This is a genomic window from Litoribacter ruber, from assembly GCF_018500185.1.
Classification (GTDB): Bacteria; Bacteroidota; Bacteroidia; order Cytophagales; family Cyclobacteriaceae; genus Litoribacter; species Litoribacter ruber.
In genome coordinates, this window is the sequence record NZ_JAHBGI010000003.1 from 51,250 (window position 1) to 76,664 (window position 25,415).

The following is a 25,415-nucleotide window of genomic DNA, read 5'->3' on the forward strand; positions in this document are numbered from 1 at the left end:
GCACTTTCTTCAAGATTAAATATTTATTTTTTTAATTAAAAAAATCACATTTTTACTTAAACAATATCAAAAAATCAAATCTATTTACAATTCACATGTTTAAATGATAGCTTAAGCCATAAAAAAACCCCTCAACAGTAGTCAAGGGGCGTAGTGGTTAAATTGAGAAATTGTTATTGCTTAAGCTCCATTTTATCCAAAAAGCTGAAACGGGAAGCATTACTGATGTATTCAGGCACGATCTTTTTCATATGGCTTACCAAAGCGATGTCCGAGTTTTTGTCAAGCAACACTTTAAAGGCTTCCACTTTATTGACAATAGCCTCGAAGTTGACCTTTTTCACTTTGGCGATCATGATCTTAGGATGATGGGTCTCGATCACTTTTTCAGAACTTGTCAAAAGTTCTTCATACAGCTTTTCCCCTTGCCGTAAACCAGAAAATTCGATTCCTATATCTTTCCAAAGCTTTTTCCCGCTGAGCTGTATCATTTTCTTCGCCAAGTCGAGGATTTTTATCGGCTCTCCCATATCAAACACGAAAACCTCTCCCCCATTCCCCATCACCCCGGCTTCAATGACCAGTTGACAGGCTTCAGGGATAGTCATGAAATACCGAGTGATGTTAGGATGAGTAACTGTCACTGGGCCTCCGTTTTTAATCTGGTTCTTGAATAGCGGGATTACTGAACCATTGGAACCCAAAACATTTCCAAACCGGGTAGTAACAAATCGCGTCCTTCTGTGATCACCCGTATCAGCAATGGCGTCATTGAGTGCTTGAACATACATTTCAGCAATCCTTTTTGAAGCCCCCATCACATTGGTTGGGTTCACCGCCTTATCGGTGCTCACCATGACAAACTTTTCTACATGGTTGATCACTGCCAAGTCGGCCAGGGTACGGGTACCTAGTATATTGGCCTTGATAGCTTCTTCCGGGAATTCCTCCATCATCGGCACATGCTTGTAGGCTGCGGCGTGATAGATAATCTGGGGCCTATACTTGCTGATAATGCGCGACATCCCTTTTCTTTTACGGATATCTGCTAGCAAAGGCACAAAGCTGATTTCTTTAGCAGAGGAGCACACTTCAGTATACAAAGTGTAAAGCGGGGATTCCGCTTGATCTACAAGCAAGATTTGTCTTGGATTATACTTTTGCAGCTGTCTTATCAATTGACTTCCGATGGATCCCGCTGCGCCTGTTACCATAATCACCCTTCCTGCTATATCATTTTTGACCTGATCATTGTCAAGACCAATTTCTTCACGGGAAAGAAGATCTTCAATTTTCACTTCCCTGATCTCATTAGACCCCAAAGAACCATTGATCCATTCTTTTACAGGTGGGATTATAGTGGCGTGGACATTTAGGCGGAGACATTCGTCAATTATTTGCCTTCTTCTGGTGGGGGAAAGTTCCTGTACTGAGATTACTAGCTCTCTGATTTTGTACTTGGCCACTACAGAGGCAAGGATTTCCAAGCCCAAATAGATTTTTGCACCAGATAGAATTTTACCTGCCTTATTGGGGTCATCGTCCAAAAATGCCACCACCCTCTTTTTCACCTGGTTGTCGTTGGCGTAAATCTCCTGGGCGAGTACACCGGCCTCTCCGGCCCCAAATACGGCCACAGGAATGATATCCTTGTTGCTGTGCTTGATGTACCCAAATAGCTCTTTGATGATCATGCGGTAAAAAAGCAAAGTCATCAGCGCGACACCTGCTGAAATAAGAAGAACTGCCGATGACAAGATCCATTCCTGGCCGAGAAAATGAACAGCCGTAAAATTGGCCAAGGTGGCCAAAACGGATGTAATTACCACCATTTTTGCCAAGATAACCCCATCCCTCAAACTGGTGTGGCGGATGATCCCCAAATAGCTTTTAGTGATGAGCATGGCTACCCACCCACTAATAAGAAAAAGCATCAATCCCGCTGGTATTGAATAGGCTTCCAATCCGGAAAAATCAAAATTGTAGCGGAGGGTGAAGCCAATGAATATCGCATATACCAGGATCAAACTATCAAAAAGTGCAACGGCCCACCGGGGCAAGATGCTCACTCGACTTAAAAATTCCATAGCCAAAATTGCAGTTGTTTAAAAAATACTTCTTTTTGTATTTCAAATATAAATAAAAAGATTTCATAAAAATAAGCTTTCTGGTTAAAAATTAAGGAGTTATGCCAAATTTTTCTTCAAAAAATGCAAGTATTGATTTAGATATAAATACCCAAAACCTTATAAATCAGCATTTTAAAGGATACCTATGAAATTTTTACAAATACAAAAAAACCCCGCCATCTGGCGAGGTTTACTACTGGTATTCAACAAATTACTTAATAACAACACTTTCATAAGCTGCCAAGGATATTTTTCCATTCTTGACATCCACATTGCCGTGCTTATATACAACCTCGTAATCTTGGTCATCAAGGTCAAATTCCACTTCTGCATCTCCTATATTATGGAACACTTTATAGACTTCCCCATTATGATGCCTTTCATAACCCATCACCGTTTTATTCAACTCAAGGTCGGTCAATTCAAGCGAGCCCAAAGTCAACACCCGGTCATTAGCCCTTAAAGAAGTAATCTCTTTATAAAAGTTAAACTTACTCTCAGGGTCATCCTTTTGTTTTGCCAAAGGAATTACCGTATCATCGGTACTAAATTTCGGCTCAATCCACGTGGCTCGACCGGTGTCATTTTCCTCCACATCCCATAAAAAAGGTTCTCGGATGTGCTCATCAGGCTTTTCTCCCAGCATGCCTATTTCCTCCCCATAATACAAATAGGGTGCTCCTGGCATTGTCATTAGAATCACGATCGCCTGACGGGCTTTAGCCTCGTTTCCTTTCAGACTACTTAAAAGCCTAGGCTGATCATGATTTGAAGAGAAAGTGGCGTCGATAAAATCATCCGTAATGTCAAAATAATAGTCTAGGATCTCTTTTTGCCTTTGTGCCAAAAGCATCCCTTCCCCTTTCTCAAAAGACTCCAGAAGGGTATAATGGAAATCAAAGTTAAATAGTGCCGGCAAGCCCGGAAGATACGGAGCCACCACTTCTTTCATGTCATACACCTCTCCTACCAAATACACATCTGGCTTGATCTTTTCCATTTCTTCTCTGAACTCCACCCAAAAGGCATGGTTATCTTCTGGTCTGTCATCAGGATAGATGTGTTTGGCCGCATCTAGTCTAAATCCGTCTACACCCATTTCCTCCAGCCAAAAGCGGCCGATTTCATAAATTTCTTCCCTTACCTTCGGATTGTCAAAATTCAGATCCGGCATATTTCCGGTGAAAAAACCATAATAAAACTCATCACCATGTCCTGGATCATGCCACTGACGGATATTATCACTATCCAGCGTAGTTTGCTTTTTATTGATGTGGTCAGCGATGGTATCTTTTCCAGCCCACACGTAATAATCTCGAAAAGGATTATCGGGGCCTTTTTTGGCTTCCAAAAACCAAGGATGTTCGCTACTAGTATGATTGATGATCATATCGATCACAATCCTGATGTCCTTTCTGTGGGCCTCCTCAATCAGTTTTTTGAAATCCTCTAAGGTACCGTAATCCGGGTGGATCTCTTTATAATCAGTCACATCATATTTGTGATAACTTGGGGAAGGCATGATGGGCATAAACCAAATAGCATTGGCATTTAGGTCTTTAACGTGGTCAAGCTTCTTTGTTACGCCATTGATATCCCCGATTCCGTCTCCATCTGTATCGTAAAAAGACTGGACAAATATCTCATAGGTGATCCCAGCCTTTGGCCAATGGTCATCTTTGACCTCATTTCCAGAAACTACATCCGGGGTTGGAGCACATCCAACTGAGGCAATAAAAAAAGGTAAGAGGAATACTGAATAAAGTTTGCGCATAGGTTTAATTGTTAAAAACATAGTCCACCTTTCAAGCTGAAGCAACTTGAAAGGTGGACTATCAGGTTTGGATTATTGAGATATTAATTTCTGTCAATACAGTTAAGCATATCAAAAGCCTGTTCAAGTCTCTTCACGAAGTTCTCTTCGCCTTTTCTCAACCATGCTCTTGGATCATAATACTTTTTGTTTGGCTTGTCGTCTCCATCAGGATTGCCCAACTGGGTCTGAAGATAACCTTCATTGGATTGGTAATACTTCAGCACACCTTCCCAGAATGCCCATTGCATGTCTGTATCGATGTTCATTTTAATGGAACCGTAACTATTTGCCTCACGGATTTCCTCCACAGAGGAACCAGAACCGCCATGGAATACAAAGCTTACCGGCTTGCCGGAAGTGCCAAATTTCTCGTTGATATAATCTTGGCTATTTTTTAAGATTATTGGTTCAAGGCTTACGTTGCCCGGCTTGTAAACACCATGTACATTACCAAATGCAGCAGCTACGGTGAAGCTGTCACCAACTTTTTTCAGTTGCTCATAGGCAAAGGCCACTTCCTCAGGCTGGGTATAAAGCTTGGAGCTGTCCACGTCGGTATTGTCCACCCCGTCTTCTTCTCCACCCGTCACACCAAGTTCGATCTCGATGCCCATTTCGATTTTAGCAAACTCCTTGAAATACTTTACCGAAGTCTCAATGTTTTCCTCCAAAGTCTCTTCAGAAAGGTCAAGCATATGGGAGCTGAAAAGAGGCTTTTTGAATGCCTTATAGTATTCTTGGCCTTCCTTAAGCATTCCGTCAATCCAAGGTAGAAGCTTTTTGGCCGCATGGTCGGTATGTAAAACCACAGGAACTCCATAGGCTTCGGCCATTTTATGAACATGCATGGCTCCCGATACAGCACCGACTACAGAAGCCTGTTGCTGATCGTTTGGAAGGCCTTTACCAGCAAAAAACTGAGCACCACCATTTGAGAATTGAATCATAACTGGAGAATTCACCTTTTTGGCTGTCTCCAGTACCGCGTTGACAGTACTTGTATTGATTACGTTCACCGCAGGCATTGCAAATTCATTTTCTTTGGCATAAGCCAAAAGATCTTGAAGCTCTTGGCCGTACTTAACTCCTGGTTTGAATTTCATAGGTATTGTTTAGTTTAAAATTTAAATTTCATCTCACCACTCCATGTGAAAATAAGGTTGGCATGGAGGGTTATTCAAAGATAAAAACAAGGAGTTTAAAATCACTGAAAACAAGGATTTATTTGAATTGGGAATGCTTCTAAGCTATAATCCCAAAACAACCTCCCAATAGTCTTAAAGGATAATTTGCTGGTAAATAACACCAAAACCCTCGAATTAAAGAAAATGCCCCTAAATTATTTGAACATCAGTTGAAAACACGCTTCTTTCTATAAATCAAGGAATTATAAGTAGCACAGTGGATTGGTAGAAAAAATTTTATTTATTTTTTTAAAACTATTTGTTGGTGATTTAAAAAAACTAAACTACATTTCCCATAGGTAATATTTTAACTAACATAACCAAAGACAAAAATGAGTAGATTTGAAGAAGTTAAAAATTTGATCTCAGGTCTGGAAGATGACTTCCATAAGTTTTATGACAAAGGCAACAAAGCTGCCGGGACCAGAGTAAGAAACGGTATGAACGAAGCTAAGAAGCTTGCTCAGGAAATCCGTAAAGAGATCACTGATATCAAAAACTCAGGAAAATAATTCCGAATCCAATAGGAGTAGACAACCCCGGCCTTACTTGGCAGGGGTTGTTTTTTTTGGTCTATAAAATTTTTGGATCCGGACCGCATTAAGAATGGCCAGCAGGGCCACCCCTACATCGGCAAAGACAGCCTCCCAGAGTGAGGCAATTCCCATACCTCCAAGTATTAACACCAAGGCCTTAACTCCGAATGCCAAACCTATATTTTTCCAAACAATCTCCCTGGTCTTTCTTCCAATCTGGATCGCCAAGGGTATTTTGAGCAATCTATCATCCTGCAGCACCACATCGGCGGTTTCGATAGCCGCATCAGTACCCATTCCCCCCATAGCAATCCCAACATCAGCAAGTGCCAAGGCAGGTGCATCGTTGATGCCATCTCCCACAAAGGCTATTTTCGAAGAAGTGCTTTTCAATTCCTCCAGCTTTTTCAATTTTTCCTCGGGAAGGAGCTCGCCGTGAAAATCACTCAGACCAAGTTTGGTAGCCACCTTTTCCGCTACACTGCTTCTATCACCGGAAAGCATTGCCAGCCTTTTAGCTCCTAGCTTCTTCAATTGCCCAACCATTTGCCTAGCATCAGGCTTTATTTCATCTTCAAACGTAAAGTGTCCCTGATACTTTCCATCCATAGCAATTGCAATTAAGGTTGAGGGGTGGTTTTTCAAGGCAGCGGGGTACTCTATGTTATGCTTATCAAGCAGGTTAATATTTCCAGCTAAAAGCAACTTTTCCTCTGTGAAGGCAGAAAGACCCATACCTGCATGTTCTCTGATTTCTTCCAATTTTGTTGTCGAATCAATTTCTGAAAAGCGTTCTGCTATAGCCTTGGCCACCGGATGGGTAGAGGCCATTTCCAGTGCTACTACCTTTTCAATGACATTAGGATCTATATCAGTCGGTGAAATCCCAGTCAACCTCAATTTTCCCTCTGTCAAGGTTCCTGTTTTATCAAACACGATGGTGTCAACCTTTGCCAACACATCCAGATAATTGGCGCCCTTAAAAAGAATCCCGTTTTGGGCTCCTGCACCTAATCCTCCAAAGTAGCCTAAGGGGATGGAAATCACCAAAGCACAGGGGCAGGAAATCACCAAAAACACCAAAGCCCTATACAGCCATTCCTGAAAATCGTATTCTGCAACAATCAGCATCGGCACCAACAATAGCCCAAGCGCCAGAAAAACCACTATGGGCGTATAAACCTTGGCAAATTTACTGATGAACTTTTGGGTGGTGGCTTTTCTGGATCCAGCCTGCTCAACCAAATACAAAATCCTGGACAAGGCACTATCCTCAAAGCGGGAGGCGACCTGAAGCTCAATCAGCCCACTTAGGTTGATCATACCTGAAAGCACCTTATCACCTTTTTCATAAACACGTGGCACCGATTCCCCGGTGAGAGCTGCCGTGTTAAACTCTGCTGGTCCAGAGAGAAGCGCGCCATCCAAAACCACCTTTTCCCCAGCCTTGACCTGAATTACCTCCCCTATTTTGACCTGTTTGGGATCAATCGCCCGAAAAACCCCGTTACGCTTGACAAAAGCTTTATCAGGCCGGGCATCAATTAGGTTTTTGATACTGTTTTTAGACCTTTTCACTGCCAAGGCCTGGAAATGCTCCCCAATAGTATAAAACAGCATCACGGCTACCCCTTCGGCATACTCTCCCAGATAAAAAGCTCCAAAGGTGGCGATGGTCATCAAAAAGAATTCATTGAATATGGAACCCTTTACCAAGTTCCTCACCGCAGGTCCCACAACTTGGTAGGCCACCAAAACATATGCGACGGCAAACCATAAAAATCTCGGTACTCCCTCAAACCAGCTGGAATCAAAAAAATCAAAACCGATACCTAATGCCAGCAAAATAAAACTCACTCCCGCCTGCCAATACAATTTCCAATCGAAGGTGGAACCTTCGATGGAGGCATGGGTACTACAGGCATGGGAATCGCACCCACAGCCTTCAGCATCCAAAAATGAAGCTGACGGCTGCGCCTTTTCGGTTGCTTCCAAAGTATCTGTTTGTTCAGTGGAGTCTTTCATTCGCATATATGCTTTTGGGAAAGTTAGCCAATTACCGCATGCACAGCAATTGCATATCTCTGTATTTCCCTCTAACACGCCTGGGGCAGGATTTATTCCCTATAAAATCTTTTTGGTTATATTAACGTATTGATTAAGAGACCCAAATTCCTTAACCACACATGCGAAACCTGCTCATTCTATTCTGTCTGATTGCTTTACTAATTCCGCCACTTTCAGCACAAGACAAAACCAGCAAGATTAAAGAAAACCTGAAAATCTACAGGGAGAGCTTTACACCCGAGAAAATCTATCTGCACCTGGACAAATCCCATTTTTTGGGTGGAGAGATAATTTGGCTAAAAGCTTATGTGCTAAGAGCGTCGGATCTAAAGGCTACTGAGCGGAGTGGTGTATTGTATGTGGATTTATTGGATGATGAAGGCTCAGCGGTGGAAAAGCTCACCTTGCCTGTTTTCGAAGGGGAGTCCTATGGAGATATCACCCTGCCCGATGATTTGGAAGCAGGGACCTATAAACTGACTGCCTATACCAGGTGGATGAGAAACTTTGGCGAGGAGACATTTTTCCAAAAGGAAATCCAAGTTCTTGCAGAAGGCTCTGAAATCCCTACCGAAAATGCTTCATCTAGTATCCCAATTGATGAACACGATTCCCCACTTTCTATACAAGTACAGGAAGATGCTGTCCTTGTAACCCATGATCTTCCAGAAACTACTGAGCTTATACTGATGGCTTTTTTGGGAGATAAAATGATTTTTGATCAGACTTTAGAGGAAAATATGACTTCCGTAGAAATCCCTAGAGAGGATTTTCAAACAGGCATTTCAAAGTTTGTATTGGTCAATCCGGATGGAGACAAAGTAGCAGAAAGGCTATTTTTCGTAAATCAAGAATTCACCCCAACCATCTCGGTCAACCTTGAAAAAGAAAGCTATGACGTGCGGGAAGAAGTTACCTTATCCATATCGGCATTGGGTTTGGACGAAGGAAATATTGCCAAACTTTCTCTGTCCGTGACGGCTGACAACTTTGTTCCTTACCAACCCGAGCAAGAAAATATTTTAAGCTATTTGTATATCAACTCTGAAATTGAAAACCCACTCCTAAATGCGGGGGCATTTTTCAACGGAGAAGATGACAAGAAGATTGAATTGTTGAATGAGGCCTTGAGCCAGGCTAAATTTAAACGCTATAGCCTGGATGACTTAGCAAGTGCCAAGTTTCCCGCGATTCGGTACGGCAATGAGCAGGAAATCAACATCAGAGGTCAATTGTTAAAAAACGGAAAACCTGTCAACAACGGAGAAGCTTTGCTGTGGCTGAAGGACCGCTTTCAGACTTTTGTCAGTACCAACACAGATGAGGAGGGCTATTTCGCTTTCCGAGGCTTCTATTATACCGGAGAAATCCCCGTAGTGGTGCAAGGGGGCGACCACCGTGGGAGAAGGGAGCAGGTGGAAGTGATTATGGGGGAAGAGGAGTACACCCCACCCCTTCTTTCCAATAGAATCAAGACAATTGGTCAGCCTCCGCGGGATTATGCCGCCACAGTTTTGGATCAATTCCGCCGTACGGAGGCCGAAGTTGGGGCGATGGAACTGGGAGAGTTGCTTTTGGATGAAATTGTAGTGGAAGGAAGGGCTGAAATTCATAAACCCTTTAGGCTTCATACCCAACCGGATATGGTGCTGTTCCGCAAGCAACTTCCTGTGGCCCCCTCAGGAAATATTCTCGAGGTCCTTCAAGGAAGAGTGGCTGGCTTGCAGGTTATAAGAAGGGGCATGAATGAGTTTACAGCCACCATTCGGGGTCAAGGCACTCCTTTATATTTGTTGGATGGCATGCCAATCCCTGAGAATACCCTTCAGATGATCAATCCCTTTGATATCAGCAGGATTGAAATCATCAGGAGACCCTCAGCTGCCGGGATTTATGGGGGAAGAGGTGGCGGAGGGGTGATAGCGATGTTTACAGATATCGGATATGAGGAGGAAATAGATATTCAGGGAGGCAAGCATATTGTCGTACATAGAGCTCAAGGGTTTTCGAGAACCAGAAACTTCTATTCACCCACCCATGAGGACATGGACTATTATGACCTGCCTGACCTGCGAAGTACCCTCTATTGGAATCCCATTATACACCTGAGTAATGAAGGAGGAAAAACCTTTAATTTCTTCACTGCTGATACCCCAGGCACATATAGGGTAATAATCGAAGGAATTACCACAGAAGGACAGGCTTTAAGAGAGGTGGTCACCTTTGAAGTCGGTTCCGATTAAAATTGGATTCTGTCCATCCCTAAAACCAAAAGTGCGGTAAAGATCGCCAGCCCAAAGCTCATCAGAGTCCCTATCAGGATGTACTCTGTAAGCTTTCTGTCTTTGGATTCCTTAAGATCCCCAAAACGGAAAACAGATTTGGCGGTCAACAGAAATCCGACAGCCTCCCATCTTCCGCTGATCACAAAGACAAAAACAAACAAGCGCTCCAAGATCCCAATGTATTTCCCTGCATTGGTAAGCGATTCATTTTCCCCGTCAAATAAGTTTTGGGACCATTTGGACATCAATACCTGTATGATGATTCCCGACGCTACTGTTAAGAACAGGATAGCCGTAAGGTAAAGCCAGACCAAGTGATTTTCCCAGAAAGGAAATATGGTCATGCCAGAAAAGTACATTCCCACGCCAAAAATCACTGTTAGATGGAGTAATTGATCTCCTAAAAACCATGCGGGCTTGTTTTGGGGAGTTTGAGCGTAGAGTTTTATTACATCAATCAAATAATGACTTCCTGCAATGAGCAAAGCTATTTGCCAATTCCATAAAAATAAAAACACCAATACTCCGTGAAGAACAACATGGAGGTAGAGAAACATGCTGCCGGCCTTTTTATCTTCCTTGCTTTTGATCCAGCCCGTAGGCTGTAAAAGAAAATCACCTATGAGGTGAGCCAAAATCATTTTTATAAAAATAATCATCCAATAAGCTTAGCCAATTTTTTCCTAAAAACCTGATCGATAGCCAAAATTTCATCCACATTAGATCTGCTCCATCTGCCGCTTACTGAGTTTTGCTTGATATCCAGTTTTTTACCAATTTCCTGCTGAGTGATTTTTGGATTTTGCAAAACCAGCTGGACTAGCTCTGCTGAGGGGGCGGTCCATTTATCCATAAACAATCCTGCCAGTCTCAACATCAAATTTATATCCTGGTCAAACTCAGGCCATGAAGTTAGTAGCCCCAAATTGGTTTTATCCTTTGCCAGTCTGTCAAATTTCTCACCTGCAAAAACAAATGCCTCGCCATTGCTTTCCGAAATCCTTTCGGCTTCAAATGTCTTTTTTCCTATACCGATGGCCATACGAACATCCAGGTTTTTCCCCGTCTCTGTCTCCACAGACCGGATCAAAGCTTTGATCTGAAAAGCAGCCGTCAAAACATCCTGAACCTCCCCTATCTCCAGTTGAAAAAAATCACCCCACAGGATTTCCCAATCAGCATTTGCCCTACCCCACTCACTCAAAAGCTTCTTTAGCGGTTCCAGCCAGATGGCTTGGTTTTCTACCGCCCTACTATTTATAATATCCCCTTTAATTACTGCTATCATTCTTCTCCATTATTACAGGCATCTCCATATTATCGCCTAATCAAACGATAATCACAAATATCGTCTAAATAAACGATATTTTAAAATATCTCTCAAACAAACGATATACCACTAACTCATTATTAATTTAAATAGCTGAAAAATAACAGCTTGAAACATTGATTTTCACGAGTTAGGATGAAGAGGAACGAAACCAATAAAGTCACCGTTTTGATAGCAGACTAATTCCGTACTGAATTTTGAGAACAACCTTACCTATTTCGATTTTGGATCTGGCTATCCTCAAGGAGAATTTTGATGCCAGAGACGCTTACCGCAGGAGTTTGGAATTGGCCCAAAAGGCTGAAGACTGGGGATATAGCAGATTTTGGCTGGCCGAGCACCATAACATGCCCTACGTGGGCAGTTCCGCCCCAACGGTATTGATGGGGTATATTGCTCAGGGCACAAAAAAAATCCGAATAGGCTCCGGGGGTATAATGCTTCCCAATCACAGCCCCTTGATCGTGGCTGAGCAAATCGGTGTTCTGGAATCGCTCTATCCTGACAGAATAGACCTAGGACTGGGCAGAGCACCGGGCACAGACCAGAAAACGGCCTCAGTGCTACGAAGAGGGCGGGTGGAAACAATCCAGGAATTCCCTAAAGACCTCAGCGAGCTTCAGCAGTATTTTTCCAAATCCAATTTTGACAAATCGGTAAGGGCTTTTCCATCGGAAGGCCTCCACGTTCCTTTTTACATTTTAGGATCGAGCATGAGTAGTGCCGCGCTGGCCGCTGAAAGGGGACTCCCCTATGTGTTTGCCAGTCATTTTGCCCCCACATATTTCCTGCAAGCCACCAAATATTACAAAGATAACTTCCGTCCATCTCCTGACTGCCAAAGGCCATATGTAATCTCATGCGTGAATGTAATTGCCGCAGAAAATGAAGAGAAAGCGCACAGATTGGCTACCTCTTTTTATCAGATGGCTTTGGGAATTGTCAGAGGAAAATCTTACCCTTTGCGTCCGCCAGTTAAGAGCATGCAAGACATTTGGACTCCCCAAGAAGCTGCTGCCATTCAAAATATGATGGCTTGCACCTTTATTGGCACCAAGGAAACTATAAAGGCGGAAATGGAAAGCTTTCTAGATCAGACTAAAGTCGATGAGATCATGGTCACTACCAACATTTATGATCATGAGGACCGGCTGAAGTCATTTGAACTAACCGCAGAAGTTTTTCAAAAAATAGCAAAAACAGCAGAGGTAGAAACATCAAGAGGGTAACCCCCTTTTGATGTTTCCTTCTCAACAGTGTCACGTCCTAATTTTTCTTGACAGGTTTTCTCTGAGGCTCTTTGGTTACTTTGCCATCCGACATCGGACATCCGACACCCCACACCGGTCATTCCTTCACAAACCTCTTCCTCACCACATTATTGCTGTTGTACATCTCTATCACATACACACCCGGCCGGATGGATTGAAGCCCCACATTGACAAACTCGCTTTCTAAGCTACCTTCCTGGAGCATTTGTCCGGTCACATCCATGATGCGATAATTGGCTTGTCCAAAACCATTCGGTAATTCAATATTTAATGAATTTGAGGCTGGCACTGGGTATAATTTTAACCCCTCGAGGCTTGGCTTTTCCTCCACACTTAATATCGGGTCATTAAAGAGTATTTCCTCCTCAGGCTTTTCCAATGGCACACTTGTGAAAATATGGAACTGATTTGGAGCAAAATCCAAACGGTAAATGCTTCCACCAACTGAAATCTGCTCGCCAGAAAGGTAGTCATACCAGACCCCTGAGGAAGGAAAATTGACAGAAGCCTGCTCGGCGTCCTCCAAACCAAAATTCCCAACCACGAACACATCCATATCAGTATGCTTAAGAGAAATGGTTTTGATCAATCCGTTCAGACTCAAATTCACTTCCTCAGGACGGTTGAACACCTCATGCTGATCCTTTAGCCTGATCATGGCCCTGTAGAGGTAATACAGTCGCAGGCGGTCCTCATCATCAAGATACTCCCACTTGGTGGGCTTGATACCCAGCCGGTCATCGTTTAGCTCCACATCATAGCCAAATTCACCAAACTGCCAGATCATCTTCGGCCCTGGGATGCCAAAGTAGAAGGCAGTCAAAAGTTGCTTTCTGTTGACTGCATGGGTGAGATTCCTTAGATTAACAGGAGACGTGGCCCCACGGGTCAAGGTTTCAAACATCACCCTTTCTTCATCATGGCTTTCCATGTAAGCGATTAAGTGATTTTTCGACCAATTGCGAGTTTCATAATAAGCTCCATTGAAATTTCGGCTCAAGCCCCTACCCATTTCCCGGAAAGGATGGTTCATATTGCCCCAAAGCATCATCCCATAATCGGCAAGGATAGTCTCTTCGGAATTGTCCGCAAAATGCTCCAAAATCACATAAGCATCAGGATGGTTGGCCTTGATGCGGTCATAAATGTGTTTCCAGATTTCGATTCTGGACTCATCTAGCTGCGACCACAACCCCACATCATCACCTGAATTGACTTGGGTAAAGCCCTTACTCAAATCAAACCTATATCCATCAAACTTATATTCGGTGAGCCAATAATTGTTAACTGAATCCACAAACTCCCTGGTGTAAGGGCTTTCATGGTTAAAATCATAGCCCACATTAAATGGATGTCTGGCCACTCTATTGAGCCAAGGGTTATCCTCAGTGGGAGCGCCATAGTCCCCGTCATTGTAAAGCCTCACAAATGGGGATTGGCCAAACGCATGGTTCAATACCATATCTAACAGCACCACCATGCCTCTTTTGTGGGCTTCATCTATGAGTTCTTTAAGGTCATTTTTCGTCCCGTAAAATTTATCAGGGGCAAAAAAGAATGACGGGTTGTATCCCCAAGACAGGTTGCCTTCAAATTCTTTTATGGGCATTAGTTCAAGGGCATTAATCCCCAAATCCTGCAGGTAATCCAACCTTTCGGTCACGGCCTTGTAAGTCCGTCGGTCATCAAAATCCCTTACGAGCAGTTCATAAATTACCAATTCCTCTGGTGCAGGTTTTTCATAATTCAGGTGTTTCCATTCATATGGCTGTTGGGCAGTCTGGAAGTAGGTGGCCTGAAATTCAGTTTGTCCATCTGGAAAAGGAAGCAGGCCAGGATACCTGTTTTGATCAATGATTTCCTGGTCGTGAAATGGATCGGAAGTTTTATCGGCATACGGGTCCCCGATGCGGATGTCGCCGTCTACCAAATACTGAAAAATATACTCCCTGCCAGGTTCCACATCCGTAAGAGTAAACCAAAACATTTCCCCATCGGGAGTCATTGTCATCTGATAATCCGGATCAACTTGCCAGTCATTGAAATCCCCGATCAAGAATACGTTTTTCTTTCCCGGAGCCTCCAATACAAAAGTCACCTCTGTATCAGAATTGTAGTTGATTCCCTTTCTGGCTCCTATCGGAAAATCTCCCCTAGGGCTTTCAGCCACTACGGAAATCCTCATGCTACGCTCTGCAGTTTCCCCATTGGCAACCGCCTTGGCAAGCACCTCAAAATTTCCTGCCTCTGTAGCGATAAACGTATAATCCAGCGATGAAGAGTTGGCTTCAGAAGCGACAAGGCTGCCATTGATCTCAAGGCTTAAATCTCCTTCATCCGAAGTGGAAAAGGAGATGTTTTGACTGTCCCCTATTTCAAGCATGACCGTAGACCTGGTAGGCTCTGTAAACTGGAGATCAAACCCCTGGCTGAGGTTGATGAAAAAATCTTGGTGGGTTTCAGTTTTTCCTTCTCGCGAACCGTCCCGGTTTCTGAACACCAGCCCTATTCTATAAATGGTCTGTTCGCTTGAAGGCTCGAAAAGTTCATTTGGGGTAAGGGTATATTCCCAGATATCCCCTTCCACTCTGCTCATTCTGGCCTCTTCAATATCTTGTCCCCAATCAAATGGGACAATTTCCCACGAAGTTGAGTTGGGTCCGGCTATTACAGCGCCTAGATGCACATATACCTGATCTGCGCCCTGAAGCCCTGAGGTACCCTGGGTGGCATCATATCTTATGGTTAGAGGAGCATTTGCTTTGGGAAATTCCGGATCTGTGGTAATTTGGGCCTGAACTGCCACCGGCAGTAAGACAATCACCCAAAGTAAAAGTGAAGTAAAAGTTGCTTTCATAGGCAAATTGGGTTTAAAAAAAGCTACCGGGCACATACCCGGTAGCTTTATATAAAATTTGAATTGTTAATTCTTAACTATTGAATACGTAATTTCACCAGGTACTTTCCAATCCATTGTGATGGTATAGTTTCCATCTTCCTCAACCGGAATATTTGGTCCACCTTGTTCAAGGACACCACCTTCAGGACTATTAGCGCCATAATCAATATCCCAAACATTATCAGCCCTAAACTTCATTTCTCCAGCTACCAAATCTAATGTTAATGTCAAAACGTTTTCATCAGCATTAAACTCCAATGGTGTGTCAGTTTCCCAATCACCTGGAGTGGCACTACCTATAATACCCCAAACTCTTCTTGTCCCGATTTCGTAAGTTCCTGCATTCAAATCAACTTTTAATCTGAATGTTCCGAATGGTTCATCTAGGATAATATCTGGTCCGTTTTGTTCCAAAACGCCATTAACTCCACCGTAGTTGACATCCCAGTTTGGCTCTTCATTTACTTTAAAAGCTCCTGAACCACCAAGGATGTGTACATAACCTTCGTAAACATCATCACCTTCCACAGAGTAAATTACGGTGTTTTCATTGCCAGGATTCCATCCTTGGTAATCACCAGGCACGTACATTCTTGGGAAAGTCAATGCTGCCAAATAAGGTGTTACCACCATAGTAATAGGGGAAGAGTAATTAGCCGCAACAGCGGATCCCACTGAAGATCTAACCCTAATTTCAATTTCTGCTTCTTCTTCTGGTGCTAAGCCTTTTCCAACTAACTTCTGGTTAAATTCCGCATAAGAAAGGTCCAATGAAGTCCCGTTGGTTGTTCCTACCTCAGTTGGGTTGGCAAATTCATTACCCGCCACATCCATTTGTACCGTATAGCTTACTGCCGCAGAATAGCCAAAGTCGGCAGGCTCATAGTTGAAAACCATTCTCTCTCCGGCGTCTTCCTCAGTTAACACGAATGACTGGCCTGCTGAGGGGCTGGTTATTGTAGCGGCTTCAGGATTTTCGCTGATCCTGACCTGCTCCATTTCCTCAGTACATGCCCAGGCAAAAGCCAGGGCAAATACTGCAAAGAATATATTAAATAAAGATTTCATGCTTCTTCTAATTTTAGATTAATAACCTTGGTTCTGTACCAATGTAGGGTTGGCGATCAAATCTGCCTGAGGAAGTGGGTATAGGTTTCTGGAAGCAGGCGTACTTGCTCCATTGAATGATCCACCTTTCCACTGCCATACATAATCCCCACCGGTGTATCTGCCGAATCTGATCAAGTCAGTTCTTCTGTGAGCTTCCCACTTCAACTCTCTGGCTCTTTCGTCAATGATGAAATCCAGGTTAAGCTGGTTTGCAGCAATATTACCGCTCGCATCACCATAAGCTCTTTCTCTCAACTCATTGATAAAGGTCAACGCCTGCGCCTGGCTTCCACCAGAACCGCCTCTCAATACCGCTTCGGCATACATCAGGTAAGCGTCCGCCAATCTAAACATTGGGAAATCAACACTCACGTGATCGTTGATAGGGCCGTCAGGTCTGGCGTCAGTAGTGCTAAGCACATTTCTGAATTTCACTACACCATAGCCATCCTGGAAAGTTGAAACACTTTCAATATCAGCTTGGTGACCTGAAGTGTATAACCAACCTCTTGCATCAGGCTCACCATTTAAGCCAGGGTAAAGATTGGCTACTTCAGGCCTAATTCTCAATCCCTGCCATCCACCTGGAACGCCAAAGTTGATGTTTGAAGCCATGTCACCACCTATCGCCGCATTGATCAAAAATGTAGCGCCACCCCAAGCCATTGTGCTTACTTGGTCAAAAGCAATAGGGAAAATGATTTCAGGAGAATTATCATTGTCAGCAAGGAACAAGTGGTTGTAGTTTGGCTCCAAAGAATAGCCAGCTCCAATCACTTCATTCAATTGGGCAAGTGCTTCTGTATATCTGGCTTCACCAGTGTACACTTCGGCATTCAAATACAATTTGGCCAAAAGCATTCTCGCTGCACCCTGATCTGCTCTCGCATATTCATGCTGACCAGCTGGCACCATCTGAGGGATGATCTCTACCAACTCACTTTCGATGTAGTTGAAAAGATCTCTTCTCTGAATCTGCTCTGGGAAGAATGAACCTACCACATCTGCTTCAGTCACAAACGGAACGTTTCCGTAAAGATCCAAAGCATGGTAGTAAGAAAGGGCTCTAAGGAATCTCGCCTCGGTTCTATAACCTCTTGCGGTATTCTGGTTAGCTTCTGAAATTCCTCTAGAAGCCATGTTTTCATCACTTAGCTCACGGATAAACTCATTAGCCAAAGTGATTTGGTAAAAAATCCTGTAGTACATAGCGGCAATGAAGCCGTTGTCAGCAGAATAAGTCATAGTGTTCAAGGTTGGAAGACCCTCATCATTCCAAGCGATGATTGCCTCATCAGTTGGAAGTTGCTGAAGTTTCCAGTATGCACGAAGGTAAGTGGAAGCACCCTCATCCTGGCCGCCAATATCACCACGGCCATCAGGTCCAGATTGGCCGGATACGGCTAAACCACCGTACAGTTTAGCCAACACTTGGATATAGTTATCAAAATCTTCATATACCTGAATGGAGGTGAGCTCATTGAAGGGCTCCAAATCCAAGTCGGTACAGGAGGTGAATGAGAAAAAGGTCCCCATCACCAATGCCATTATTTTTAGAAATTGTTTTTTCATCTTTTCAATATTTTTAACAATCAAAGAGTCAGACCCTTTCATTGGTTGAGTCCATTAAAATCCAAAGTTTACACCAAAGGAATAAATTCTTGGGAACGGATAGAAGTTGTTATCTATACCACCTGGGATTTCAGGATCGATACCTGAATAGTTGGTAATCAAGAAAGCATTCTGAACCGTTGCGTTTGCTCTTAAATTAATATTGGAGTTGAAAATATTACCGAAGTTATATCCCAAGCTGATGTTCTCCATTCTTACAAAAGTGGCATCTTCCAAATAGTAATCAGATCTCAACCTGTAATCCTGGAAACCAGTTTGAAGGATATCCGAAGTGATGTTGTTCAAATAACCTGGGAATCTAAGCCCTTGATAAGCTCCGTTGGCAGCTCTGATGTTGTTGTAAGCCATGTTACCTGTATTGCCTCTCAACACGAAGCTGAAATCCCAGTTGTTGTAACGCAATTGCGAGTTAAAGCCAAAGAAGTATTGTGGATCAGGGAATCCTCTTCTGTAAAGATCCTGCTCATTGACAACACCGTCACCGTTTCTGTCCACATACACATTCTCCAATGGTCTGCCGTCTTGGTTATATACCTGTTGCCATACATAGAAAGAATTAGGCTGGAAGCCAACAGTATGAACTTGGATAGTGTTACCAGTTCCACCGGAAATTTCACCCACCAAGATACCAACTGCATCCTCGGCTACATTGCTAAGGCTTAGGATGTTGTTTCGGTTATAGGTAAAGTTTGCTCCTATAGTCCAGTCTAGCTGATTAGTTCTGATGATGTTGTAATTGATGGCTGCTTCCACACCGTAGTTTTCAATATTACCTACGTTGGTAAAAAGCTGGTTGGTCAGGTTAGTACCTGCAGGAACCGGTATTACAGCAAGAAGGTCATTTGTTTTCTTATAATAGTAGTCCAAGGTACCGAATACTTTTCCGTTCAGGAATTCATAATCAACCCCTGCATTCCAAGTCACCGTCTCTTCCCACTTGATATTTCTATCGTATCCTTCTGGTCTCAACGTATTGTAGAAAGTGTTGCCGAATCTATATCTGGCAGCGTTGTCAGATACGGTATATCTTGGTAGATAAGGGAAAAACGATCCAATATCCTGCTGACCTGTCATCCCCCAACCCAATCTCAATTTAAAATCTGTCAGTGTATTGTTATCGGCCAAGAATCCTTCTTCACTGATTCTCCATGCTGCTGCAAGAGAAGGGAATACACCCCATCTATTTTCAGGACTAAATCTTGAAGAACCGTCAGTTCGGATTGTAGCGGTCAACAAGTATTTATCCATCAAGTTGTAGTTTGCTCTTCCAAAGAAAGAGATCAATCTATATTGTGGCCTTGTTTCGATACCTGCAGGGGTGAGCTCTACCCCTTCTTCGTTCACCGTAGGGAATTGTGGGTATTCAAACAAGAAATCTTGCCAAGAGTAACCACCCGTCACATCAAGTCTTCCCGCATTTCCAAAATCCCTGACATAATTCAAATAGAAATCAGCCAATAGGTTTCTGTTATTTTGTGCGTATGGAGAAATTGATCCTCCCTGGTTGAATCCTGCTGCAGCAGTGGAAGGAATAATATCTGTACCTTCACCACGGCTGATATCATAACCCAAGTTCAAATTAGCTCTCAAGCCTTCCACAAATGGAAGCGAGTAATCCAATTGAAGGTTACCAATACTTCTTCTCACTTCACTTCTATTGTCTCTTTGCTCAAGAAGACCCACTGGGTTTCTTGGTGACAAAAGCTGAGGGCTTCCGTCAGGATTTCTCCATTCCCAAAATCCACCTAACCCTTCTGGGTCACGGATCGGCTGAGTAGGGTCAAAAACCGCTGCTGCGCCAATGGCTCCTTGGTCAGCAAAACGGCTTCTGGTCAAAGCTCCACGTATATTGAAATTGATTTTCAACTGATCATCCAAAAGGCTTGGAGTCAAGGAAAGGCCAGCCGTAGTTCTGTTCATATGGTCTGTTCTTAACACCCCGTTTTGATCCAAGTAACCCACTGACACTCTATAAGGGATGTCATTAATGGATCCTGAAATACTTGCATTGTTGTCGAAAGAGATGGCATCTCTGTAAATGGCATCCTGCCAGTTGGTATTGACATCACCCATCAGGGCTTGTTGTGCTGGAGAAGCCTGCTCCGACGCTATTTGCCTGAATTGATCCGGGTTTAGCACATCGACAGTGTTGGTAACCTCAGACACCGACATTAAGCTGCTGACATTAACACTCAGGTCTTGACCTCTTTTACCTTTACGAGTAGTAATCAAGATCACACCGTTAGAAGCTCGAGAACCGTAGATTGCCGTTGCAGAGGCATCTTTCAAGATATCAAAAGTCTCGATATCATTTGGGTTCAAAAAGTTAAGCGGGTTGGCAGAGCCTGCTATGGAGGAGTTATCCAAAGGCACCCCATCGATTACAATCAAAGGGTCATTTGATGCATTCAAAGAGGAACCCCCACGGATTCTGATTCTGGCACCTGCACCTGGCTGACCACTGTTTGGGGTGATGTTCACCCCAGCGATCTTACCGGTGATCAGCTGCTCGGGATTGGTTACCTGACCGACGTTGAAGTCGCCCCTGGTCACCGAGCCAACTGAACCCGTAAGGTCAGCTTTTCTTTGCGTACCGTAACCGATTACAACTACTTCATCTAGCTGCTTGGTGTCACCCTCCAGCTGCACATCAATCACAGACTGGTTTCCAGCTACCACTTCTCTGGCTGTGTACCCTATAAAGGAGTAAACCAAGATCTCCTCATTGGATTGGACGCCTATTGAATAGTTACCATCGATGTCGGTAGTGGTACCCCGCGTGGTACCCTTGATGCTAACATTGACAAAAGGTAATTCCTCACCTGAGTTGAGATCTGTCACCTTACCTGTCACTGTCCTTTCCTGTGCCATCAATTCCTGACAACAAATAAAGGACAGTAATACGACCGTGATTTTAAAGACGGTAAAAACTTTTCGCATAACTGTTTTATTTTGGATTTATTTAATTAGTACAAGGTTAAAATTCTTAAAATATTCCAATTCCGTGAATTCTCCGAAGAGGTTTGAAGCGATTGGAAAATGATATCGTTCCTAGTCCCTGTGCATATTTTAGGAAATATTAACCAAAAAATAATTCCCTACCAAGGAGGTTGCAGGGGTATTTCCTGCATTTTTTATTGCAAACGAAACCGCAATCGTTTGCATAGAAAAAATATTTTTTAGTACATTATGCAAAAAGGTGTCTATGATTGTTAAATTGTTAAAAATGGATGTGTGACAAAGAGCCTAATTCAAACCTCTGAATAAATCAATATATCTTAAAAAAATTCAATTATTTGACGTTCTAACTATTAAAAATGCGAATAATTTAAAATTATAGCCATACCGTTGCAAAATAATCAAGAGCGCCTCATCATTTTGCAAACTTTAAATTAATTAGCTTGTTTTTATGAATAATCATCAAAATAAGCTTTCTTTACCAATTCTGAATCAGAAAAAAGGAATACCATGAAACTTGGTCAAGCAACCATAAAAGATATAGCCAAAGCTTTAAATGTCTCCTCCTCCACCGTGTCCCGGGCATTGAAGGATTACCCCGGTATCAGCAAGGAAACCAAGCGGAAAGTGAAGGAGTTGGCGGAAAAGCTGAATTACCGTCCCAATGCAGTGGCATTGAGTCTTAGGAAAAGCAAATCTTTTACTATTGGGGTGATCATTCCGGAGGTGGTTCACTTCTTTTTCTCCACTGTAATCAGCGGTATTGAGGAAATAGCTTTTGCAAATGGCTATAATGTAATCCTGTGTCAGACCAACGAAAGCCTTTCCAGGGAAATGTCCAGTGTGGATACAATAATAAGTAACCAGATAGATGGGCTATTGATTAGCTACTCCAAAGAAACCACGGACTTTAGCCATTTTCAAAAGCTCATTGACCATAATTTCCCCATTGTGTTTTTTGACAGGGTTCCAGAACTTCCCAATACCGTTAACGTAACCGTTGACGATTATTCCGGAGCAAAGGAGGCCGTCAAACATCTCATTGACCAGGGATACCAAAAAATCTTCCATCTGGCAGGACCAAAAAACCTGCTTATCAGTACCCACCGTCTGGATGGCTATAAAGATGCCCTTAAAGAATCTAACCGTGAATTCGACCCAACTATGGTGGAATCTTGCCCCATAGGCACCGAGGAGGAAAGTTTCGGGATCATCACAAAAGTTTTCCAAGAATCCAACGACAGGCCTGATGCCATTTTTGCGGCCAATGATATTGCGGCGGCCGGTGCGATGAGGGCTGTAAAAAGTCTCAGATTAAGAGTTCCGCAGGATGTGGGCATAGTTGGGTTTAGCAACTGGCAGTTTTCATCCATGGTTGACCCACCCATCACTACCGTATCCCAGCCAGGTTTCAAGATTGGGGAAAGAGCCACGCAGTTGCTTCTAAAGATGATCAACAAAAAGGAGGAAGACCCCTTTGAGCCCATCACCGAAATCCTGGAAACGGAGCTTTTGGTGAGAGGATCCTCCCTCAAAAAGGATTAAAATTAATTTTTTATAACAAAATTTGATTTTTTAGTGCAAACGATTGAAATTGTTTTGTAATCATTTTTTACGTCAAAGTTTGACTTTGCAAGGCTTTCTTTTGTCATATCTGGTTCTTGGGCTGGTTTTTTCATTTGATTATACTTTCTAAATTAGCCCTAAACAAACCTTCTTATTTTTCGGCCAGGTTTGGATTCAAGACAAAAATTTACGCCCAATATGACCCAAAAAGTCCAATCAACATCTACTTCCCGCAACCTTCATGCTGGAGCCATCAACTCATGGTCCCCTACCCCATTTGGTCTTGAGGGCACCACCGAAAATGGGGTTTTCAACCTCTCCGTATATGGACCCAAAACGGTCAGGGTACAGGTGAGCCGCTCGGATGAATTCAACCCCAACCCCTACTCGGTGGTGAAAGCCCCGGTGTCAGAAGGTTTTGAAGTGAGTGATGGAGGAAGCTTTTTGCTGTTGCAGACTGACTACATCAATGTAGAAATCAATAAAACACCCTTCGCTATCACCTTTAAAGACCAAAAGGGCAATATCATAAACCAAGATGACCAGGCTTTTTCCGTCTCTTGGCTAGGCACTGAGGTCACCAACTATAAAAAACTGCAAGAAAACGAGCGGTTTATCGGACTGGGCGAAAAGACAGGCAACTTGGATAGGAGTGGAAACGCCTATACCAACTGGAACACGGATTATTTTGCCTATGGTACCGATGATGATCCCTTGTATATGTCCATCCCATTTTATGTGGGCATCCATGACAAGGGCAGTTATGGCATATTCTTCGACAACAGCCACAAAACTGTATTCAACTTTGGCGCCTCCAACAACCGCTTTGCATACTATTCTGCAGAGGATGGAGAAATGGATTATTATTTCTTCCATGATGCGGAGGTCAAGGGGATCATCAGTGCCTATTCCGATCTGACTGGCCGGATGCAACTGCCCCCCAAATGGGCTTTGGGATATCAGCAGTGCCGCTATTCCTACTACCCTGACAGTGAGGTATTGACGCTTTCACAGACATTTAGAGATAAAAAGGTACCCGCAGATGTTATTTATCTTGATATCCATCATATGGAGAAATACAAGGTCTTTACTTTTGACGGAGAAAAATTCCCTGATCCAAAAGCCATGATCCAAACGCTAAAAGATAGAGGGTTTAAAGTGGTGGTCATCATGGATCCAGGAATCCGAACGGAAGAAGACTATGAGCCTTATGTAGATGGCAAAGAAAAAGACCTCTTCCTCAAATACCCGGATGACAGTATCTATGAAGGCCAGGTTTGGCCCGGTTGGTGTGCTTTCCCTGATTACACCAACCCTGAAACCCGTGACTGGTGGGCGGAGAAAATGAAATTTTACACTGAAGCAGGTGTAGACGGGTTTTGGACAGACATGAATGAACCGGCCACATGGGGTCAATGTACTCCCAATTTAATTGATTTCGATTTTGAAGGCCAAAAGGTGAGCCACCGAAAAGCCCGAAACATTTACGGCATGCAGATGGCCAGAAGCGTAAAAGAAGGCGCGGAAAAAATCAGCCCCGATGCCCGTCCTTTTGTACTTACAAGAGCCGGATTTTCCGGAATTCAACGCTATGCAGCAGCTTGGACCGGGGACAATGTGGCCTCTGAAGACCATATGCTAGCTGGAGTCAGGTTACTGAACAGCATGGGGATCAGCGGCATACCATTTTCAGGTTATGATATTGGCGGATTTGCCGGTGATGCTGCACCGAGCCTTTATGCACGGTGGATGAGTATCGCCACCTTTGCCCCTCTTTTCCGCGCCCACAGTATGATAAACAGCAACGATGCTGAACCATGGGCATTTGGTGAAGAAGTGGAAGAAATCTCAAGAAACTACATCAAGCTGAGGTACAAGCTACTTCCCACTATTTATAGCGCCTTTTATCGAAGCACCCTTACAGGCCTGCCTTTAACAGAAAGCCTAGCCATACAATACAGCCAGGATCCGAATGTGTTTGACTCCAAATTCCAGGACCAATATATTTTCTGTGATGCTTTCTTAGTAGCTCCAGTGAAAAGCACCCGCGATATTGCCAAAGTTTACCTCCCAAAAGGTGACTGGTATTATTTCTTTAATGACCAACACCATAAGGGCGGCAATCCAGTTTTTGTGGAGTCACCTTTGAATTACCTTCCTGTTTTTGTTAAAGGAGGCAGTATTATAGCCCTGCAATCGGAAACATACCACACCGGGGAAAAACATGACGGCATATTGAACCTTCATTTTTACAAAGGAAAAGGTGAGACAAGATATGTTCATTATGAAGATGACGGAATATCCAACGGCCACAAGGATGGGGATTTCTGCAAAAGGATCATAACCCTGGATTCGGATTCCGGTTCGGTTACCATTTCCAGCCAGGAAGGAGCTCATGAGTCTACTTACAAAACATACAAACTGCATTTCCACGGTTTTAGCACCAAGTCCATACAAATCGGTGAATCAGAGAGCAACTTGAAGAAAGAGAATTTAGCTTTCCTTGAAAAACTTACCGAGTTTGATCCCTTGCCGGAGCATTTACATCCATTCCATGAGGTGAAAAATGTATTTACCTTTGAAATTGAGAATACCACGGATGCTGTGGAAATCGAATTGCATTAAACACCCA

Annotated in this window: 15 protein-coding genes; 5 read left to right on the forward strand and 10 right to left on the reverse strand. The window is 43.3% G+C overall.

Annotated features, from left to right (window positions below):
* Positions 1-173 precede the first annotated feature (173 nt).
* From KIH41_RS04690 to fbaA, 3 genes are all read right to left on the reverse strand, one after another.
* On the reverse strand, positions 174-2,087 hold the full coding sequence (locus KIH41_RS04690) for a polysaccharide biosynthesis protein (RefSeq protein ID WP_214161709.1): 1,914 nt from the start codon (positions 2,085-2,087) through the stop codon (positions 174-176).
* A 253-nt stretch (positions 2,088-2,340) separates the two neighbouring features.
* The gene (locus tag KIH41_RS04695; RefSeq protein ID WP_246538967.1) at positions 2,341-3,903 is read right to left on the reverse strand and encodes an alpha-amylase family glycosyl hydrolase; all 1,563 of its coding nucleotides are present in this window, start codon (positions 3,901-3,903) and stop codon (positions 2,341-2,343) included.
* Positions 3,904-3,986: 83 nt separating this feature from the next.
* Complete coding sequence (fbaA, locus tag KIH41_RS04700) at positions 3,987-5,048, reverse strand: class II fructose-bisphosphate aldolase (RefSeq protein WP_214161711.1); 1,062 nt, start codon at positions 5,046-5,048, stop codon at positions 3,987-3,989.
* 413 nt (positions 5,049-5,461) lie between these two features.
* Between fbaA and KIH41_RS04705 the strand changes: the two genes are divergently transcribed.
* Entirely contained in the window at positions 5,462-5,641 is a 180-nt protein-coding gene (locus KIH41_RS04705) for a histone H1 (protein WP_213944120.1), read from the forward strand.
* 33 nt (positions 5,642-5,674) lie between these two features.
* On the opposite strand, the gene KIH41_RS04710 is transcribed toward KIH41_RS04705, so the two are convergent.
* On the reverse strand, positions 5,675-7,690 hold the full coding sequence (locus KIH41_RS04710) for a heavy metal translocating P-type ATPase (RefSeq protein ID WP_214161712.1): 2,016 nt from the start codon (positions 7,688-7,690) through the stop codon (positions 5,675-5,677).
* Between the two features lie 161 nt (positions 7,691-7,851).
* Here KIH41_RS04710 and KIH41_RS04715 point away from each other — a divergent pair, with 161 nt between their 5' ends.
* Positions 7,852-9,975: a TonB-dependent receptor plug domain-containing protein gene (locus KIH41_RS04715; RefSeq protein ID WP_214161713.1), complete on the forward strand. Its 2,124-nt coding sequence runs from the start codon at positions 7,852-7,854 to the stop codon at positions 9,973-9,975.
* On the opposite strand, the gene KIH41_RS04720 is transcribed toward KIH41_RS04715, so the two are convergent.
* Together KIH41_RS04720 and KIH41_RS04725 are read right to left on the reverse strand one after the other, a co-directional pair.
* On the reverse strand, positions 9,972-10,676 hold the full coding sequence (locus KIH41_RS04720) for a DUF3307 domain-containing protein (RefSeq protein ID WP_213944117.1): 705 nt from the start codon (positions 10,674-10,676) through the stop codon (positions 9,972-9,974). The genes KIH41_RS04715 and KIH41_RS04720 overlap by 4 nt on opposite strands.
* A complete protein-coding gene (locus KIH41_RS04725) occupies positions 10,673-11,305 on the reverse strand; it encodes a SatD family protein (RefSeq protein ID WP_213944116.1) in 633 nt (210 codons plus the stop codon). The genes KIH41_RS04720 and KIH41_RS04725 overlap by 4 nt, the downstream gene beginning before the upstream one ends.
* Before the next feature lie 239 nt (positions 11,306-11,544).
* Here KIH41_RS04725 and KIH41_RS04730 point away from each other — a divergent pair, with 239 nt between their 5' ends.
* The gene (locus KIH41_RS04730; protein ID WP_246538970.1) at positions 11,545-12,576 is read left to right on the forward strand and encodes an LLM class flavin-dependent oxidoreductase; all 1,032 of its coding nucleotides are present in this window, start codon (positions 11,545-11,547) and stop codon (positions 12,574-12,576) included.
* A gap of 118 nt (positions 12,577-12,694) precedes the next feature.
* On the opposite strand, the gene KIH41_RS04735 is transcribed toward KIH41_RS04730, so the two are convergent.
* From KIH41_RS04735 to KIH41_RS04750, 4 genes are all read right to left on the reverse strand, one after another.
* A complete protein-coding gene (locus KIH41_RS04735) occupies positions 12,695-15,475 on the reverse strand; it encodes a DUF4961 domain-containing protein (protein ID WP_214161714.1) in 2,781 nt (926 codons plus the stop codon).
* Positions 15,476-15,541: 66 nt separating this feature from the next.
* A complete protein-coding gene (locus KIH41_RS04740) occupies positions 15,542-16,585 on the reverse strand; it encodes a SusE domain-containing protein (protein WP_214161715.1) in 1,044 nt (347 codons plus the stop codon).
* An 18-nt stretch (positions 16,586-16,603) separates the two neighbouring features.
* The gene (locus KIH41_RS04745) at positions 16,604-18,199 is read right to left on the reverse strand and encodes a RagB/SusD family nutrient uptake outer membrane protein (protein ID WP_213944113.1); all 1,596 of its coding nucleotides are present in this window, start codon (positions 18,197-18,199) and stop codon (positions 16,604-16,606) included.
* 54 nt (positions 18,200-18,253) lie between these two features.
* Entirely contained in the window at positions 18,254-21,199 is a 2,946-nt protein-coding gene (locus KIH41_RS04750) for a SusC/RagA family TonB-linked outer membrane protein (protein ID WP_214161716.1), read from the reverse strand.
* 528 nt (positions 21,200-21,727) lie between these two features.
* Between KIH41_RS04750 and KIH41_RS04755 the strand changes: the two genes are divergently transcribed.
* Together KIH41_RS04755 and KIH41_RS04760 are read left to right on the forward strand one after the other, a co-directional pair.
* Positions 21,728-22,762 (forward strand): LacI family DNA-binding transcriptional regulator, encoded by a 1,035-nt coding sequence (locus KIH41_RS04755; protein ID WP_214161717.1) that lies wholly within the window; start codon positions 21,728-21,730, stop codon positions 22,760-22,762.
* A 219-nt stretch (positions 22,763-22,981) separates the two neighbouring features.
* Complete coding sequence (locus KIH41_RS04760) at positions 22,982-25,408, forward strand: glycoside hydrolase family 31 protein (RefSeq protein ID WP_214161718.1); 2,427 nt, start codon at positions 22,982-22,984, stop codon at positions 25,406-25,408.
* Positions 25,409-25,415: the final 7 nt, after the last annotated feature.